Source organism: Streptomyces anulatus, assembly GCF_000721175.1.
GTDB lineage: Bacteria > Actinomycetota > Actinomycetes > Streptomycetales > Streptomycetaceae > Streptomyces > Streptomyces anulatus_C.
This window is the reverse complement of record NZ_JOEZ01000008.1, coordinates 197647-212619: the sequence shown is the minus strand read 5'-3', so window position 1 is coordinate 212619 and position 14973 is coordinate 197647. Positions and strand designations below refer to the sequence as shown.

Below are 14973 nucleotides of genomic sequence, written 5' to 3'. Positions count from 1 at the left end.
GCGGGATCCTCTCGTTCCGCCAAGCGGCCCTGCCGCTCGTTCCGGGACAGGGCCGCCAGCAGGGGCAGTTGCCCGGCCGCCACGCCGGCGGCCCGGTCCCAGCTGAGGAAGGACAGCACTCCCGCGAGCACGGCGACCGCCAGGTCCGTCCCCATCGGTACGGCTCTTCGGCCCGTGTTCACGGCTCCGTCCCCCCTCATTCGGAAGGCAACTCCACTGCTGGGAAATGGTGTTCGGACCGGACTCGGGTGCGGTCGCGTTTTCCCGGCGCGAAGGTCCGCACCTGGGCTTTCCGGCGATCTCTCTACAGTTCTCGGCCAGTTCTGTAGAAAAGAACCCCACCGCCGCTTCTTGTCGCGGCAGTTCCGGCTGCGCCAGAGTTCGAGTCGCGGCGACAGGAACATGTCATCGCCGCCAGGCAGTGTCCATGGAACACATCGCGCTTCCCCAGGCGTGGTGTGGCCACCCCCCCATTGTCTGGACGCTCGCCTGCGTAGCGGAAGGAAACGCGTGAAGCACAGCAGGAAGAAGAACGCGCGCAGATACATCGTCGCCACCTCCATCGGCGCTCTCCTGTCGGCCGGAGTCGCCACAGGTGCGTACGCCGGTACGACGGGGGAGCCCTCGGCCCCCGCGGCTCCGGCGTACCAGCCGGAGATGGTCAAGGCGCTCGCCACGACCCTCGGCGTCAGTGAGAAGGCCGCCGTGGAGCGGCTGGACCGGGAAGCCGATCAGCAGGACCGGTTCGCGGAGCTGCGGAAGGACCGGGTCGACACGCTCGGGGCCTTCTTCACCAAGGACGGAGCGCTGGTCGTCAACGCCGCCGACGCCGATGCGGCCGAGGAGGTCCGGGCCGCGGGGCTCAAGGCACGGGTCCCCGAGCGCGGGGAGAGCGAGCTCGACCGCATCAAGGCGCAGCTCGACGCCAAGGCGCTCAAGAGCGCCCCGGCCGGAGTGTCGGCCTGGTCGGTCGACCTGGCGTCGGACACCGTGACCGTCGAGGTCAACGGCGACTCGGACGCCGCGACCCGCAGCTTCCTCAAGGCAGCGAAGAGCAACGGCGACGCCGTACGCGTGGTCGAGGGGCAGGAGAAGCTGGAGACCCAGGCCGTCGTTCCGCCCGGCAGCCGGATGACCTTCAACGGCTACCTCTGCTCCGTCGGTTACGGCGCCAAGGACCGTGACGGCCAGCAGGTGCTCGTGACCGCCGGGCACTGCATCGAGGACCTGCCCGCACTGGCGTACAACGGCACCCGGTTCGCCAAGGGCACCCACACCCGGTTCGCGCTGGGCACCCGCAGTGTCGACATGGGCATCGCGACTGTCGACGCCGGCAACTCGATCGGCCTCGACGTCACCACGTACGGCAGGGCCGGCACCGTCCCGGTCAAGGGCAGCAAGCGGGCCCCCTCCGGCGCGGCGCTCTGCAAGTCCGGCCAGACCACCCAGTGGACCTGCGGCAAGGTCGGCTCGTACAACGTCAGCGTCACCTACACCGACCAGAACGGCGGCCCGGACACCGTCGTGACCGGCCTGGCGAGCTCCAGCGTCTGCACCCAGGGAGGGGACAGCGGAGGCGCGTACATCTCCGGTGACCAGGCCCAGGGCATGACGTCCGGCGGACCCAGCAACCAGCGCTGCAACGGCCAGGTCAACTCGCGCGGCTCGTCCTACTTCCAGCCGCTCGACGACGCCCTCGCGTACTACGGGCTGACGCTCAACACCAAGTAGTCCCACCGCAGGAACAGACCGGCACAAGGCCACCCCCCCCAGACACGGGAGGCCGTCCACTCATCCTGGGCGGCCTCCCGTTCCATCTGTTCCCGTCCCGTAGTCCCACGCCACCCCGTGCACACCGGGCTTGCACCGGGAGGTGAGGACATGGACGTCGTGCGAGTCGCTCAGCGGGATGCGCCGCCGGGAGCGGGGCGGGGCGCCGACCTTCTCCCGGACGTAGCGGTGGCAGTCCGACGGCAGGGCGCCGGGGTGGAAGAAGACCTGCTGGAGGTACTCGTGGAGGTTCGTCCGCGACCACCGCTCGTAGTGCGTGGCCGGCGTCTCGGACGGGCTCACATCGACCGCGTAAGTCACCACCGTGGTGTCCAGCTTGGCCAGCTGCCGGCCGAAGTGGATCTCCAGCACCAGGGATTTGAGCCCCTTCAGATACGTGGCCTCGACGAGGCGTCCGCAGGTGACCCTGATGTCGACGGGTTCGGCGGCCTCGTCGTCGAAGCTGAGCACGAAGATCGCCCGGTCCGCACCCGCACGGCTGGCCCGCAGCACGCTCGTCGTGGAGATCCCGCTCAGGGTGCCGCTCTCGCCGACCTTCACGATGTCGTGGACGACCAGCGAGCCGGACTCCTGGTTGAAGTGACGGAAGCGCGCGCCGAGCGCCTTCTCCACCACCGAGTCCTCCCCGAGGATCTGGAGCGCCGCCCCCTCCGCGCCTGGCGGGGTGATCCGGCCGCGCGGGCGGCGCGGTCCGAGCAGCGAGCGCAGGGTTCCGGCGGGCAGCTCCAGGATCTCCTCCAGGACCTCCACCGCCCGCAGGGACCGGGCCCGTTCGGGCTGGCTTCGGCCGCGCTGCCAACTGCTGAGGGTCGCCTGGCTGATGGTGATGCCGCGCACCCTGAGCCGTTCGCTCACCCGCTCCAGGGACAGCCCGCGGCGGTTCAGCGCCTCCCGCAGGACCCCGGGGAAGGTGTCGGCGCCGGTCGCCGCCGCGTGCAGGGCCGAGGTGGTGATGGCCTCGCCCGTGCGCGCCGCGGTGACATGCGCCTCGGTGACCTTCGCTCCGGTGAGGCTGCCCGGACCGGCGGGGTCCTGGCCGGTGGGGCCCGGACCGACGGGGCCCGGACCGGTGGGGCCCGGACCGGTGAGGCCCGGACCTATGGGGTCGCTCGCTCCGCCGCCCGTGGCCTCAGGCAGCGCGACGACATCGGTGTCCGTTCTGCTCGACATGTCCCTCCCCTTCCCGGCACTCTCTCGGCGGTACGGCCTACAGGCCCCCGCATACTGGTTGACCACCGGACGGGGGACGGATAACAAAACCCCCAGGGGTGACCTGTCCCACATCCCCTCGGAGACGCCGTCACGCGTTCCCGGCCGGGGACGCGAGCACCTGGTGAACGTAACGAAGGGCGTGAACGGCGTGGACAGCACCGCTCTGGTCATCGCGGCGAGGAACGGCGACCGGGCCGCCGGGGAACGGCTGGCCGCCCAGTACCTCCCCCTGGTCTACAACGTCGTCGGGCGCGCCCTCAACGGCCATCCGGACGTGGACGACGTGGTGCAGGAGACCATGCTCCGGGCGCTGTCCGGGCTGCCCTCCCTGCGCGATCCTTCCCGTTTCCGCTCCTGGCTCGTCGCCATCGCCATGAACCAGGTCCGCACCCGCTGGTCCGGTCTCGGCCACCGCCCCGCCCCGCTGGAGGCGACCGAGGACCCCGCCGACCCCGCCGCCGACTTCGTCGACCTGACGATCCTGCGCCTCGAACTCTCCGGGCAGCGACGCGAGACAGCCGAGGCGACCCGCTGGCTGGACGACGCCGAACGCGATGTGCTGTCGCTGTGGTGGCTGGAGACGACCGGCGACCTCACCCGGCCCGAACTGGCCGAGGCGCTCGGCCTTTCCCCGCAGCACGCCGCCGTACGCGTCCAGCGCGTGAAGAACCAGCTCGACGTCGGCCGCGCGATCGTCCGGGCCCTGGCCTCCGACCCCCGCTGCCCGGCCCTGGAGGAGCTGCTGGGCGACTGGGACGGCACGCCGACGCCGCTGTGGCGCAAGCGGATCGCCCGCCATGTACGGGGCTGCGCCTCCTGCTCCGACGGCAGTGCGGGGCTGGTCCCGCCGGAGGGCCTGCTCTCCGGGCTCGCCCTGGTGGTGCCGCTCTACGACAGCGGGCAGCAGACGGCGGTGGCCTTCGCCTCATCGGCCGCGCCGGTCACCGCGTCCGCCGGCGTCCCGTCCGCAGCGGCCCCTTCCGCCTCCGCGTCGGCCCCTTCCGCCTCTGCCGCGTTCTCGGCCGGGAAGGCCGCAGGGCTCATAGCCGGCGCGGCCGCCGCGACCGCCCTCGCCGTACTGATCTGGCCCTCCGCCCCCGCCCCACCCGAATCCCGGGGCGGCGGCGTCACGTACAGCCCCTCGCCCCCGCCGCCCGCGGCCGCCCCCGCCGAGCCGCTCCCCACGCCCTCCACGGCCTCGCCCTCACCCACGCCCTCGCCGAGCCGTACGGCTGCCGTCTCCCGGCCGCCCGCCGTCGCCCCGTCGCCCTCCGCATCGCCCGCGCCCGCCGAGCCGCGCCCCGGTCCGGACGCCCGTGTGGTCACCCGGGTCAACACCCTGCGCGCCGCGAACGGCTGCCCGGAGCTGGAGACCGACCCCCGGCTGACCGAGGTCGCCCAGCGGCACTCCGATGACATGGCCGCACGGAACTACTTCGACCACACCGACTCCTCGGGCCGGGGCGCGGGCGACCGGGTCGACGCCGCGGGCTACGACTGGTCGGCCGTCGGGGAGACCATCGCGACCGGCATGAGCGATCCGGCCGCGGTCGTCGAGGAGTGGCGCAACAGCCCCGGCCGCGACGACGACATCTTCAACTGCGACTTCGTCCACGTGGGCGTGGGCATCGCCGACTCCCCGCGCGGCCCCTACTGGACCCAGGTGCTGGCCACCCCGCGGTGAGCGGCCGGGCCCGTTGTCAGTGGCGGGTGCCAGACTCGGTGGGCATGGAGAACGGTGTGCGGCTCAGAGATGTCGGACCGGCGGACCTGGAGGTCTTCCTCGCGTACGAGCACGACCCGGAGGCGGTCCGGAGATCGCGCTTCGCTCCCCGGGAGCGGGAGGCGTTCATGGCGCACTGGACGACGAGGGTGCTGGGGGACCCCACGGTCCTCGTCCAGACGGTCGACGTGGACGACGAGCCTGCCGGGAACATCGTGGCCTGGTGGGAGGGGGAGCGGCGCTACATCGGCTATTGGTTCGGCCGTCCCTACTGGGGCCGGGGCATCGGCACCCGGGCGCTGACCGCGTTCCTGGAGCGGGAGACGGTCCGCCCGCTGTACGCGGACCCCGTCGCCGGGAACACCGGCTCGATACGTCTGCTGGAGAAGTGCGGGTTCACGGCGACCGGCACGGTGCGGCACGGGGAGGACGAGCACGTGGTCCTGGTGCTCGGCGCGGGAGCAGACGCGGACGCGTGAGGCCATCGCCGCGCCCAGGTGACCACGTGCGCGTAGGGCGGCACACGCTTTGGCCAGGACAACTACGCGGTCGACGTGGGGGTCGCGCGGGTGCGCCGACCCCCGCCCCGGAGCCGTACCCCGGGGCGAAGGATCACGCTCCGGGCTGCTGGAGCGGCTTGGCCATGCAGATGCTGCTCTCGTACTCCCGGTAGTGGCCGAACTTCTCGCACACCGCGTAGCCGCTGGACGCGTACAGCGCGATGGCCTCGGGCTGCTGGTCGCCGGTCTCCAGGACCATCCGGATCCGGCCGGCGGCGCGCGCGTCCTCCTCCAAGGCGGCCAGTATCCGCCGGGCCAGGCCCTTGCCGCGCCCTTCGGGAATCACGAACATCCGCTTGATCTCGGCGTCGCCGTCCCGGTAGCCCTCGGCGTTGCGGTCCTGGGTCCGCCAGCCGCCGGTCGCCACCGGGCGTTCCAGCTCGTCGTAGGCGAGCAGGTACAGGCCGCGCGGCGGGAGGAACATCGAGGGGTCGAGCGGTGTGAGATCGCCCCCATCGCCGTAGCGCTCGTCGTATTCGAGCTGCACCTGGTCGTTGAGTTTGACGGCGTCGGGGTGATCGAAAGGACGAGGCTGAATAAGCATGCTAAGTATCGTACATCTATGCGTAGGGGTGGAGTGGGTACTGTTCCGGGATGCTCACAGTGACCTCCGTGAATGTTAATGGGCTCCGCGCCGCCGCCAGGAAGGGCTTCGTCGAGTGGCTGGCGGGGACCGACGCCGATGTGGTCTGTCTCCAGGAAGTGCGGGCCGAGCTCGCCCAGCTGCCCGAAGGGGTCGGCACCCCCGAAGGGTGGCACACCGTCCACGCGCCCGCCGCCGCCAAGGGTCGCGCCGGCGTCTCGCTCTACTCGCGGCAGGCCCCCGAGCGGGTCCAGATCGGCTTCGGAGGCTTCGGCATCCCCGGGGCGGAGGAGTTCGACGGGAGCGGCCGGTATGTGGAGATCGACCTCCCCGGTGTCACCGTCGCGAGCCTGTACCTGCCCTCCGGCGAGGTCGGCACCGAGCGCCAGGACGAGAAGGAGCGCTTCATGGCCGCCTTCCTGCCCTACCTCCAGGGTCTGAAAGTGCGGGCGGCGGCGGACGGTCGTGAGGTCGTGGTCTGCGGCGACTGGAACATCGCCCACCAGGAGGCGGACCTGAAGAACTGGAAGGCCAACCGCAAGAGCTCCGGCTTCCTCCCCGAGGAGCGCGCCTGGCTGACCCGGGTCCTGGAGGAGGCCGCGTACGTCGACGTCGTGCGGCAACTGCACCCGGACGTCGAGGGGCCGTACAGCTGGTGGTCGTACCGGGGGCGGGCCTTCGATAACGACAGCGGTTGGCGTATCGACTACCAGATGGCGACCCCGGGGCTGGCCGGGCGTGCGGTGAAGGGCTGGGTCGAGCGGGCCGCCACGCACGGCGAGCGCTGGAGCGACCATGCGCCGGTGACGGTCGTCTACGAGCGGTAGCGTCCGGGCGTCCACGGGCCGTGGCGTCCGGGCGTCCACGAGCGGGCGTCCACGAGCGGTGGCGCGGGCCGCTACGCCTTCGGGGGCTGGGTGCCGTCCTCGCGGCGCAGCCTGCGGTCCAGGGCCATGGACAGCTCGGCGTCCACCACCGCGCGGGCCAGTGGGCGGAGTTGGGTCGGCTCGGTCTCCTTGGTGTGGGCATGGAGTACGCGTACGAAGATCTCGGCGAGCGCGTCCGCGTGCTCGCGGACGCGGCGGCCCGAGGAGAGCACCGTGGACAGCGGCACCCCTTCCCGTACGAGCTCGGCCGACACCTCCAGGAGGCGGCGGCTGATGTGCACGATCTCGTCCCCGTCGGTGGCGAGATAGCCGAGGTCCAGCGCGGTGGCGAGGTTCTCCGGCGTGACCTCGCCCTCGAAGTAGTCCGCGAGCTGCTCCGGGGTGAGCCGGACCGGAGTCTCCTCGGTCGGTTCGCCCAGGCCCAGCACCTCGGCGACATCGCGGCCGCTCTCGAAGGTGGCGGCCAGGTCGGCGATGCCGTTGAGGGTGTGACCGCGCTCCAGCAGGCCCGCGATGGTCCGCAGCCGGGCCAGGTGGTGGTCGTCGTACCAGGCGATGCGGCCCTCGCGGCGAGGCGGTGGGATCAGTCCGCGCTCCCGGTAGAAGCGCAGGGTCCGCACGGTGATGCCGGCCTCCTTGGCCAGCTCCTCCATGCGGTATTCGCGGTGCTCGCGTCCTTCAGCCACAGAGGCACCCTATGTTGTACCGCCGGTAACTTTCCTCGCTCCGCCCCCTACCCATCAGTACGGTCCTGCTCTAGTCTCCGAACAATGCCAGTGATTGCTGGCAGAGTCGTGTGACGTACCGCGGGAGGCGGCAGCATGGCCCAGCAGGAGCACGTACGTGTGGCGGTGATCGGAACCGGATTCGGGGGCCTGGGGGCCGCCGTCCGGCTGCGCCGCGAAGGCATCACCGATTTCGTCGTCCTGGAGCGGGCAGACTCGGTGGGCGGCACCTGGCGCGACAACAGCTATCCCGGCTGCGCCTGCGACGTACCGTCCCACCTCTACTCGTTCTCGTTCGCGCCCAACCCCGACTGGCCGCGCACCTTCTCCGGCCAGGAGCACATCCGGGCCTACCTGGAGCGCGTCGCCGACGCCTTCGGGCTCCGCCCGCACATCAGGCTGAACCACGAGGTGAAGCTGATGAGCTGGGACAGGGAGAACCTGTACTGGGTGATCGAGTCCGCCAACGGCACGACCCTCCACGCGGATGTCGTCGTCTCCGCCACCGGGCCGCTCTCCGACCCCAAGATGCCGGACATACCCGGGCTCGGCACGTTCCCCGGCAAGGTCTTCCACTCCGCGCGCTGGGACCACGACTACGACCTGGCCGGCAAGCGCGTCGCCATGGTCGGAACGGGCGCGTCCGCGATCCAGATCGTCCCGGCGATACAGTCGAAGGCCGCGAAGCTGACGCTCTTCCAGCGCACCCCGCCGTGGGTCATGCCGCGCATGGACCGCACCATCAGCAAGGCCGAGCGCGCTCTGCACCGGGCCGTCCCCGTCACCGGCACGGCACGCCGCGGACTGCTCTGGGGCATAAGGGAGTTGCAGGTCAGCGCCTTCACCAAGCACCCCGACCAGCTCGGTCTGGTGGAGAAGATCGCCAAGTCCAACATGGCGCGCGCGATCAAGGACCCGGCCCTGCGGGCCAAGCTGACCCCCGACTACCGCATCGGCTGCAAGCGGATCCTGCTCTCCAGCACCTACTACCCGGCCCTCGCCCAGCCCAACGTGGATGTGGTCGCCTCCGGGCTCAGTGAGGTACGCGGCAGCACGGTGGTCGCCGCCGACGGCAGCGAGGCGGAGGTCGACGCGATCATCTTCGGCACCGGCTTCCATGTCACGGACATGCCGATCGCGGAGCGGGTCGTCGGCGAGGAGGGCATCACGCTCGCCGAGTCCTGGAAGGACGGGATGAACTCCCTGCGCGGCGCGACCGCCGCCGGGTACCCCAACTGGATGACGATCATCGGCCCCAACACCGGGCTCGGCAACTCCTCGATGATCCTGATGATCGAGTCCCAGCTGAACTACATGGCCGACTACCTGCGGCAGTTGAACGTGCTGGGCGGACGCGCCGCGCTCGGCGCCCGCTCCACCGCCGTCACCGCGTGGAACGACCGGGTCCAGCAGCGGATGAAGCGCACGGTGTGGAACACCGGCGGCTGCACCAGCTGGTACCTGGACGCCGAGGGCCGCAACACGACGGTCTGGCCGGGTACGACGGGGGAGTTCCGGCGGCAGACGCGTTCGGTGGACCTCGCGGAGTACGACGTCATCCGCGCCGGCGTGGCGGGCGGTGCGCAACGGGCCGCCGGGGCCGGGCGGATCCCCGAACAGCCCGGCCGCACCGATCGCGAGAGCGTGACCGCAGCTTCGGACACCGCATCCGTCGCCGAGGAGGCCGCACGATGAGCCGCCTGCTGCCCCGCGACGCCGCCGCCCCGGTGCCCGCGGCCGAACTGACCGCGCGGTCCGCCGACGGTTCGCGGATCCACGTCGAACTGCACGGCCCCGAGGACGCCCCGGCCGTCGTCCTGGCCCACGGCTGGACCTGCAACACCCGCTTCTGGGACGCCCAGATCCGTGATCTCGCCGCCGACCACCGGGTCATCGCCTACGACCAGCGCGGCCACGGGCTCACCCCCGAACCCGGCCCCGGCGGCTACAGCACGAACGCGCTGGCCGACGACCTCGAAGCGGTCCTCGCCGCGACGCTCGCCCCGGGCCGCAAGGCGGTGCTCGCCGGGCACTCCATGGGCGGGATGACGGTGATGGCCGCCGCCTCGCGCCCCGGACTGCGCGAGCACGCCGCCGCCGTGCTGCTCTGTTCCACCGGCAGTACGCGGCTGGCCGCCGAGGCCCGTGTCCTGCCGCTGCGCGCGGGTGCGCTGCGGACCCGGCTCACCACCGCCGCACTGCGCGCGAAGGCACCGCTCGGGCCGGTCAACCCCGTCTCGAAGAAGATCCTCAAGTACGCGACGATGGGGGCCGGTTCGGCTCCGGACCGGGTCGACGCCTGCGCCCGCGTCGTGCACGCCTGCCCGCGCCGAGCCCGGGTGGAGTGGGGCCGTGTGCTCGCCGGACTCGACCTCGCGGCGGGCGTGCGCGAGCTGCGGGTGCCGACCGCGGTGATCGTCGGCAGCGACGACCGGCTGACCCCGCCGGTCCTCGCGCGGACCGTCGCGGCCGCCCTGCCGGTCGGTCTCGGCCTGACCGAGCTGGCGGGCATGGGGCACATGACGCCGGTGGAGGCCCCGGAGGCCGTCACGGCGAAGATCAGGGAGCTGGTCACCCGGTACGTCGCCACGGGGACGGCCGGCACGGGGACGGCCGCCACGGCGGAGAAGGAGGATGTCGCATGAGCAGCAGGCGGAATCTGGAGGGCCAGGTCGTCGTCGTCACCGGCGCGGCCCGGGGCGTGGGCGAACTGCTGGCCCGCAAGCTGTCCGCGCGCGGGGCGACGCTCGCACTCGTCGGCCTGGAGCGGGACGAGCTGAAGAAGGTCTCCGAGCGGCTGCACGGCGAGAGCGACCACTGGTTCGCCGATGTCACCGACCACGCGGCGATGGCGCAGGTGGCGCGCGAGGTGAAGGAACGCTTCGGCAAGGTCGACGTCGTCGTCGCCAACGCGGGCGTCGCCTCGGGCGGCCCGTTCGTCGACTCCGACCCGGACGCCTGGCGGCGGGTCATCGAGGTGAACCTCATCGGCGGCGCGGTCACCGGCCGGGCCTTCCTTCCGGTGCTGATGGAGAGCCGCGGCTACTTCCTCCAGATAGCGTCGCTGGCCGCGATCACCCCGGCCCCGATGATGACCGCGTACTGCGCGTCCAAGTCGGGCGTCGAGGCCTTCGCGCACAGCCTGCGCGCCGAGGTCGGCTACAAGGGCGTCAAGGTCGGCGTCGGCTATCTCTCCTGGACCGACACCGACATGGTGCGCGGCGCGGATCAGGACGACGTGATGCGCGAGCTGCGCCGACGGCTGCCGTGGCCGATGAACCGTACGTATCCGCTGGGCCCGGCCGTCGACCGGATCGTCGACGGGATCGCGCGGCGCTCCCCGCATGTGTACGCCCAGTGGTGGCTGCGCGGGATGCAGTCGGTCCGCGGCTGTCTGCCCTCCGTCATCGCGATCGGCGGGCAGCGCGAGATGCGGCGCTTCGAGCCGCGCCTCCACACCGTGTCGAAGGGGCTCGTGGGGGCCGGGGGAGCGGCGGACCAGGACGCGCGTGCGGAGCGTGCGGACCGTGCGTGACGCTGCGTAGCGGTCCGAAATGCGTGGAATGTCGGGTCGTGCAACGCTGAGCGAGGCCCCCGCAGGGGGCCATCCCCCACGTACCCCACGCATCCCACAGGAGTGAACAGCATGGGTATTTCGGACCAGTTCAAGGACAAGGCGCAGGAGCTCGCCGACCAGGCCAAGCAGAAGGCCGGTCAGGGCAAGGGTGAGGCCAAGGACCGGACCTCGCGGGCCCGCGACCAGAGGTCGGACTCCTCCCCGGGCATGAAGGACCGTGCCCAGGACGCGAAGGACCAGGCGCGCGAGCGTTTTGACCGTTGACGGTCACTGAGGTGTGACGCGTGCGCGCTGCGGTTCGCGCGTGCGTACGCGTCGCGTCAGGAGGCGCACCCGGGTGACCGGGTGCGCCTCCTTCTTGGCTTCAAGCCCCTCCGGTTCCTGGCTCTCAAGCCCCTCCGGCGATCGAGGAGCGGGGTCCGGGGGCGGAGCCCCGGTTCACCGCGGCGGCAGCGGGGGCCTGCGCAGGTTCGGGGCCGTGTCGTACGACGGTGGCGTCGACGCCGGGTGGGCGGCCAGGAGGTCCAGGGCCAGGCGGACCGCGTCGTCGAGGACGGCGTAACGGCCCTCCGCCCAGTCCAGCGGGGTGCGCAGGGCCTCCACGTCGGGTTCCACGCCGTGGTTCTCGATCGACCAGCCGTACGTGTCGAACCAGGCCGCGTTCATCGGCACCGTGATCACCGTCCCGTCGCCCAGGCGGTGGCGGCCGGTCATGCCGACCACCCCGCCCCAGGTGCGCTGGCCCACCACCGGCCCCAGCTTCAGCAGCCGGAACGCGGCGGTGATCATGTCGCCGTCGGAGGACGTCGCCTCGTCGGCCAGGGCGACGACCGGGCCGCGCGGCGCGTTGGAGGCGTAGCTCACCGCCTGGGCGTTGCGGGTCAGGTCCCAGCCGAGGATCGTGCGGGTGAGCTTCTCCACGACCAACTCGCTGATGTGGCCGCCCGCGTTGCCCCGTACGTCCACGATCAGGGCCGGGCGGGAGACCTCCAGGCGCAGGTCCCGGTTGAACTGGGCCCAGCCCGAGCCGCCCATGTCCGGGATGTGCAGGTAGCCGCACTTGCCGCCGCTCAACTTCCGTACGACGCCGCGGCGTTTGGCCACCCAGTCCTGGTAGCGCAGGGGGCGTTCGTCGACCAGGGGCATGATCGCCACCCGGCGGGAAGGCCCGCCGCCGCAGGGGGAGAACGTCAGCTCCACCGTCGTGCCCCCGGCTGCTGTCAGGAGCGGGTACGGGCCCGAGACCGGGTCCACCGGGCGGCCGTCCACGTGGGTGAGGACCGCGCCCTCCCTGATCCCCGTACCCGCCAGCGGCGAACGCGCCTTGGAGTCGGAGGAGTCGCCGGGCAGGATGCGCTGGATCGTCCAAGCGCCTTCCCGGCAGACCAGGTTGGCGCCCAGCAGGCCGATCGCCCGCTGGTAGTGCGGCGGGCCCTCGTTGCGGCGGGCGGGGGTGACGTAGGCGTGCGAGGTGCCCAGCTCGCCCAGCACCTCGCGCAGCAGGTCCGCGAACTCGTCGGGGGACGCGACCCGTTCGACCAGCGGGCGGTACTGGTCCAGCACCCCGTCCCAGTCGATGCCGCACATGTCCGGCTCCCAGAAGTAGGAGCGGATGATCCGCCCCGCCTCGCCGTACGCCTGCCGCCACTCCGCCGCCGGGTCGACCTCGTGCAGGATGCGGCGCAGGTCCAGGTAGACCGTGGAGTCCGTGTCGCCCGGCTCGGTCGCCGGCAGGGCGCGCAGTTCGCCGTCGTCCATCACGACGAGGCGGGACGCGTCGCCGCTGACCGCGAACCAGTCAAGGTGGTCGACCAGTTCGGTCCTGCGGGCCTTCGCGATGTTGAAGTGCTCCAGGGTCGGCCGCCCCGACATGTCGGCCGGGTTCGCGAACGTCTCGCCCAGCGCCCCCGAGATCGGCCAGCGCAGCCAGACCAGACCGCCGCCGCTCACCGGGGCCAGCGCCGAGTACTTGGAGGCGGAGACCGGGAACGGCGTCACCCGGCTCTCCAGGCCCTCGAACTCCACCATCACCGTCGACCCCTCCGACGTACCCCCGTCCGGCACGTCCACCGGGTCCAGGCCGCCCGCCGCGGGCCGCCCGTCCGGGGAGAGCGCGAAGGGGGAGGGCGTCGCCGAGGAGAGCGGGACCAGGTAGGGACGGCAGCCGAGCGGGAAGGACAGGTCGCCGGTGTGGACGTCGTACACCGGGTCGAAGCCCCGCCAGGACAGGAACGCCAGATAGCGGCCGTCCTCCGTGAAGACCGGGTTCTCGTCCTCGAAGCGGCCGTTGGTGATGTCCACGATCACCGGGGCGCCGGGGCCGGAGATCCGGGCCAGTTTGATCTGCCGCAGCGAGCGGCCGACGCCCGGGTGCGACCAGGTCAGCCAGTCGCCGTCGGGGGAGAAGGCGAGGTCGCGGACCGGGCCGTTGACCGAGCGGATCAGCTCGGTGAGGCCGGGGTGCTCGTCGACCGGTGCGGCGCTGTCCGGGGCCGCCGCGCCCGTGGCCGCGTGGAGGTCGGCGCGGGTCGAGCCGCTGGGGGCCTTCTCCTCGGTCTCCATGGGCTCCGCCTCGGGCTCCCCGGTGTCCAGGAGCAGCAGGCGGCCGTCGTTCGACGCGATGGCGAGGCGTTCGCCCTCCGGGTCGGAGATCATCTCCTGCACCCGGCCCAGCTGCCCGGAGGCCAGCCTGCGCGGGGGCCGGTCGCCGCTGGCGCGCGGCAGGTAGGCGATCTCGACCGCGTCCGGGCCGTCCGCGTCGGTGACGTACGCGACCCGCCCGCCGCTGCCGAGCATCTCCGGCAGCCGCACCCGGACGCCGGGGGTGTCGGCGATGGTGCGGGCGGGGCCGTCGCGGTGGGTGAGCCAGTAGAGGCTGCCGCGTACGGTGACGGCGCTGGCCCGGCCCGTCTCGTCGACGGAGAGCGAGTCGACGTTGCTGGCGGCGGGCACCTGGTGGACGCGCCGGCCGGTGCGCGGGCCCCCGAGGTGTACCTCCAGCTTGCGCGGGGTGGCGTCGGGTGACTCCAGGTCCTCGACCAGCCAGAGGTCCCCGGCGCACTGGTAGATCACCCGGTGGCCGTCGCTGGAGGCGTTACGGGCGTAGAAGGCGTCGTGGTCGGTGTGGCGGCGCAGGCCGGTGCCGTCCATCCGGCAGGAGTAGAGGTTGCCGACGCCCTCGTGGTCGGAGAGGAACGCGATGCGGCGGCCGACGAACATCGGGTTGGCGAGGTGGCCGTCGATGTCGGGGAGCAGGCGTTCGCCGTGCAGCCACAGGCGGCCCATGGCCCCGCCCCGGTAGCGCTTCCAGGCGGCCGGTTCGTGCGGGGGTGTGCCGGTGAGCAGCAGGGTGCGGCGCTCGCCGTCGATGTCGGCGACCGCGATGTCGGAGACCGGGCCCCAGGGGAGCCTGCCGCCGGGGCCGCCGTCGGTGGGGACGCTGTAGGCCCAGGAGAAGTACGAGAACGGCTGGTTGTGCGAGGACACGGCGAGGATCTGACTGGCCTCGCCCGGATCGGGGCTCCAGCCGCAGACCCGGGCGTCCGTCGAGCCCCAGTGGGTGAGCCGGCGGGCCGGGCCGCCGGCCACCGGGGCGAGGTGGATCTCGGGGTCCAGGGTGCGCCAGCTCGTGTAGGCGATGGAGGTGCCGTCGGGCGAGAAGCGTGGATGGCTGACCCGGGTCCGGTCGACGGTCACCCGCCAGGCCCGTCCGGGGCGGTGCCCCGCGGGGGCGAGGGGGGCGACCCAGAGATCGTCCTCGGCCGCGAAGCACAGCAAGTCCTGGTGGAGGTGCGGGAAACGGAGATACGCGACGTCGTCACTCACACCCCAATGTTTTCGGTGCTCGGGGCCCGGGGCAACTTGTGGTGCAGGACACAAGCGAAACGATTTCGTTTCGCTGGCGGGTGGGGGTAC

At 72.1% G+C, this 14973-nt stretch carries 12 protein-coding genes; 8 read left to right on the top strand and 4 right to left on the bottom strand.

The features are described 5' to 3' along the window. Positions 1–510: 510 nt before the first annotated feature. Complete coding sequence (locus IG90_RS0111965; protein WP_030581823.1) at positions 511–1731, top strand: S1 family peptidase; 1221 nt, start codon at positions 511–513, stop codon at positions 1729–1731. A gap of 60 nt (positions 1732–1791) precedes the next feature. Here IG90_RS0111965 and IG90_RS0111960 read toward each other — a convergent pair whose 3' ends face one another. Continuing rightward, complete coding sequence (locus tag IG90_RS0111960; RefSeq protein WP_030581819.1) at positions 1792–2961, bottom strand: helix-turn-helix domain-containing protein; 1170 nt, start codon at positions 2959–2961, stop codon at positions 1792–1794. A 160-nt stretch (positions 2962–3121) separates the two neighbouring features. Here IG90_RS0111960 and IG90_RS0111955 point away from each other — a divergent pair, with 160 nt between their 5' ends. Further along, positions 3122–4687: a sigma-70 family RNA polymerase sigma factor gene (locus IG90_RS0111955; protein ID WP_233436103.1), complete on the top strand. Its 1566-nt coding sequence runs from the start codon at positions 3122–3124 to the stop codon at positions 4685–4687. A 44-nt stretch (positions 4688–4731) separates the two neighbouring features. Next, a complete protein-coding gene (locus IG90_RS0111950; protein WP_209443553.1) occupies positions 4732–5205 on the top strand; it encodes a GNAT family N-acetyltransferase in 474 nt (157 codons plus the stop codon). Positions 5206–5338: 133 nt separating this feature from the next. Here IG90_RS0111950 and IG90_RS0111945 read toward each other — a convergent pair whose 3' ends face one another. Continuing rightward, positions 5339–5830, bottom strand: a complete 492-nt coding sequence (locus IG90_RS0111945) for a GNAT family N-acetyltransferase (protein ID WP_030581810.1) — start codon at positions 5828–5830, stop codon at positions 5339–5341. A 50-nt stretch (positions 5831–5880) separates the two neighbouring features. Between IG90_RS0111945 and IG90_RS0111940 the strand changes: the two genes are divergently transcribed. Beyond that, on the top strand, positions 5881–6696 hold the full coding sequence (locus IG90_RS0111940; RefSeq protein WP_030581807.1) for an exodeoxyribonuclease III: 816 nt from the start codon (positions 5881–5883) through the stop codon (positions 6694–6696). A 71-nt stretch (positions 6697–6767) separates the two neighbouring features. Here IG90_RS0111940 and IG90_RS0111935 read toward each other — a convergent pair whose 3' ends face one another. Continuing rightward, positions 6768–7409, bottom strand: coding sequence for a MerR family transcriptional regulator (locus IG90_RS0111935; RefSeq protein ID WP_030581804.1), 642 nt, complete (start codon positions 7407–7409; stop codon positions 6768–6770). Positions 7410–7577: 168 nt separating this feature from the next. Here IG90_RS0111935 and IG90_RS0111930 point away from each other — a divergent pair, with 168 nt between their 5' ends. From IG90_RS0111930 to IG90_RS0111915, 4 genes are all read left to right on the top strand, one after another. After that, positions 7578–9176 carry a flavin-containing monooxygenase gene (locus tag IG90_RS0111930; RefSeq protein ID WP_030581800.1) on the top strand — a complete coding sequence of 533 codons (1599 nt, stop codon included), beginning with the start codon at positions 7578–7580 and terminating at the stop codon, positions 9174–9176. Further along, positions 9173–10126 (top strand): alpha/beta fold hydrolase, encoded by a 954-nt coding sequence (locus IG90_RS0111925; RefSeq protein ID WP_030581797.1) that lies wholly within the window; start codon positions 9173–9175, stop codon positions 10124–10126. The genes IG90_RS0111930 and IG90_RS0111925 overlap by 4 nt, the downstream gene beginning before the upstream one ends. After that, positions 10123–11016: an SDR family oxidoreductase gene (locus tag IG90_RS0111920; RefSeq protein ID WP_030581794.1), complete on the top strand. Its 894-nt coding sequence runs from the start codon at positions 10123–10125 to the stop codon at positions 11014–11016. Before IG90_RS0111925 ends, IG90_RS0111920 begins: the two co-directional genes overlap by 4 nt. A 111-nt stretch (positions 11017–11127) precedes the next feature. Then, positions 11128–11322: a hypothetical protein gene (locus tag IG90_RS0111915; protein WP_030581791.1), complete on the top strand. Its 195-nt coding sequence runs from the start codon at positions 11128–11130 to the stop codon at positions 11320–11322. A gap of 174 nt (positions 11323–11496) precedes the next feature. Here IG90_RS0111915 and IG90_RS0111910 read toward each other — a convergent pair whose 3' ends face one another. Beyond that, on the bottom strand, positions 11497–14883 hold the full coding sequence (locus tag IG90_RS0111910; protein WP_030581787.1) for a S41 family peptidase: 3387 nt from the start codon (positions 14881–14883) through the stop codon (positions 11497–11499). Between the last annotated feature and the right edge of the window lie 90 nt (positions 14884–14973).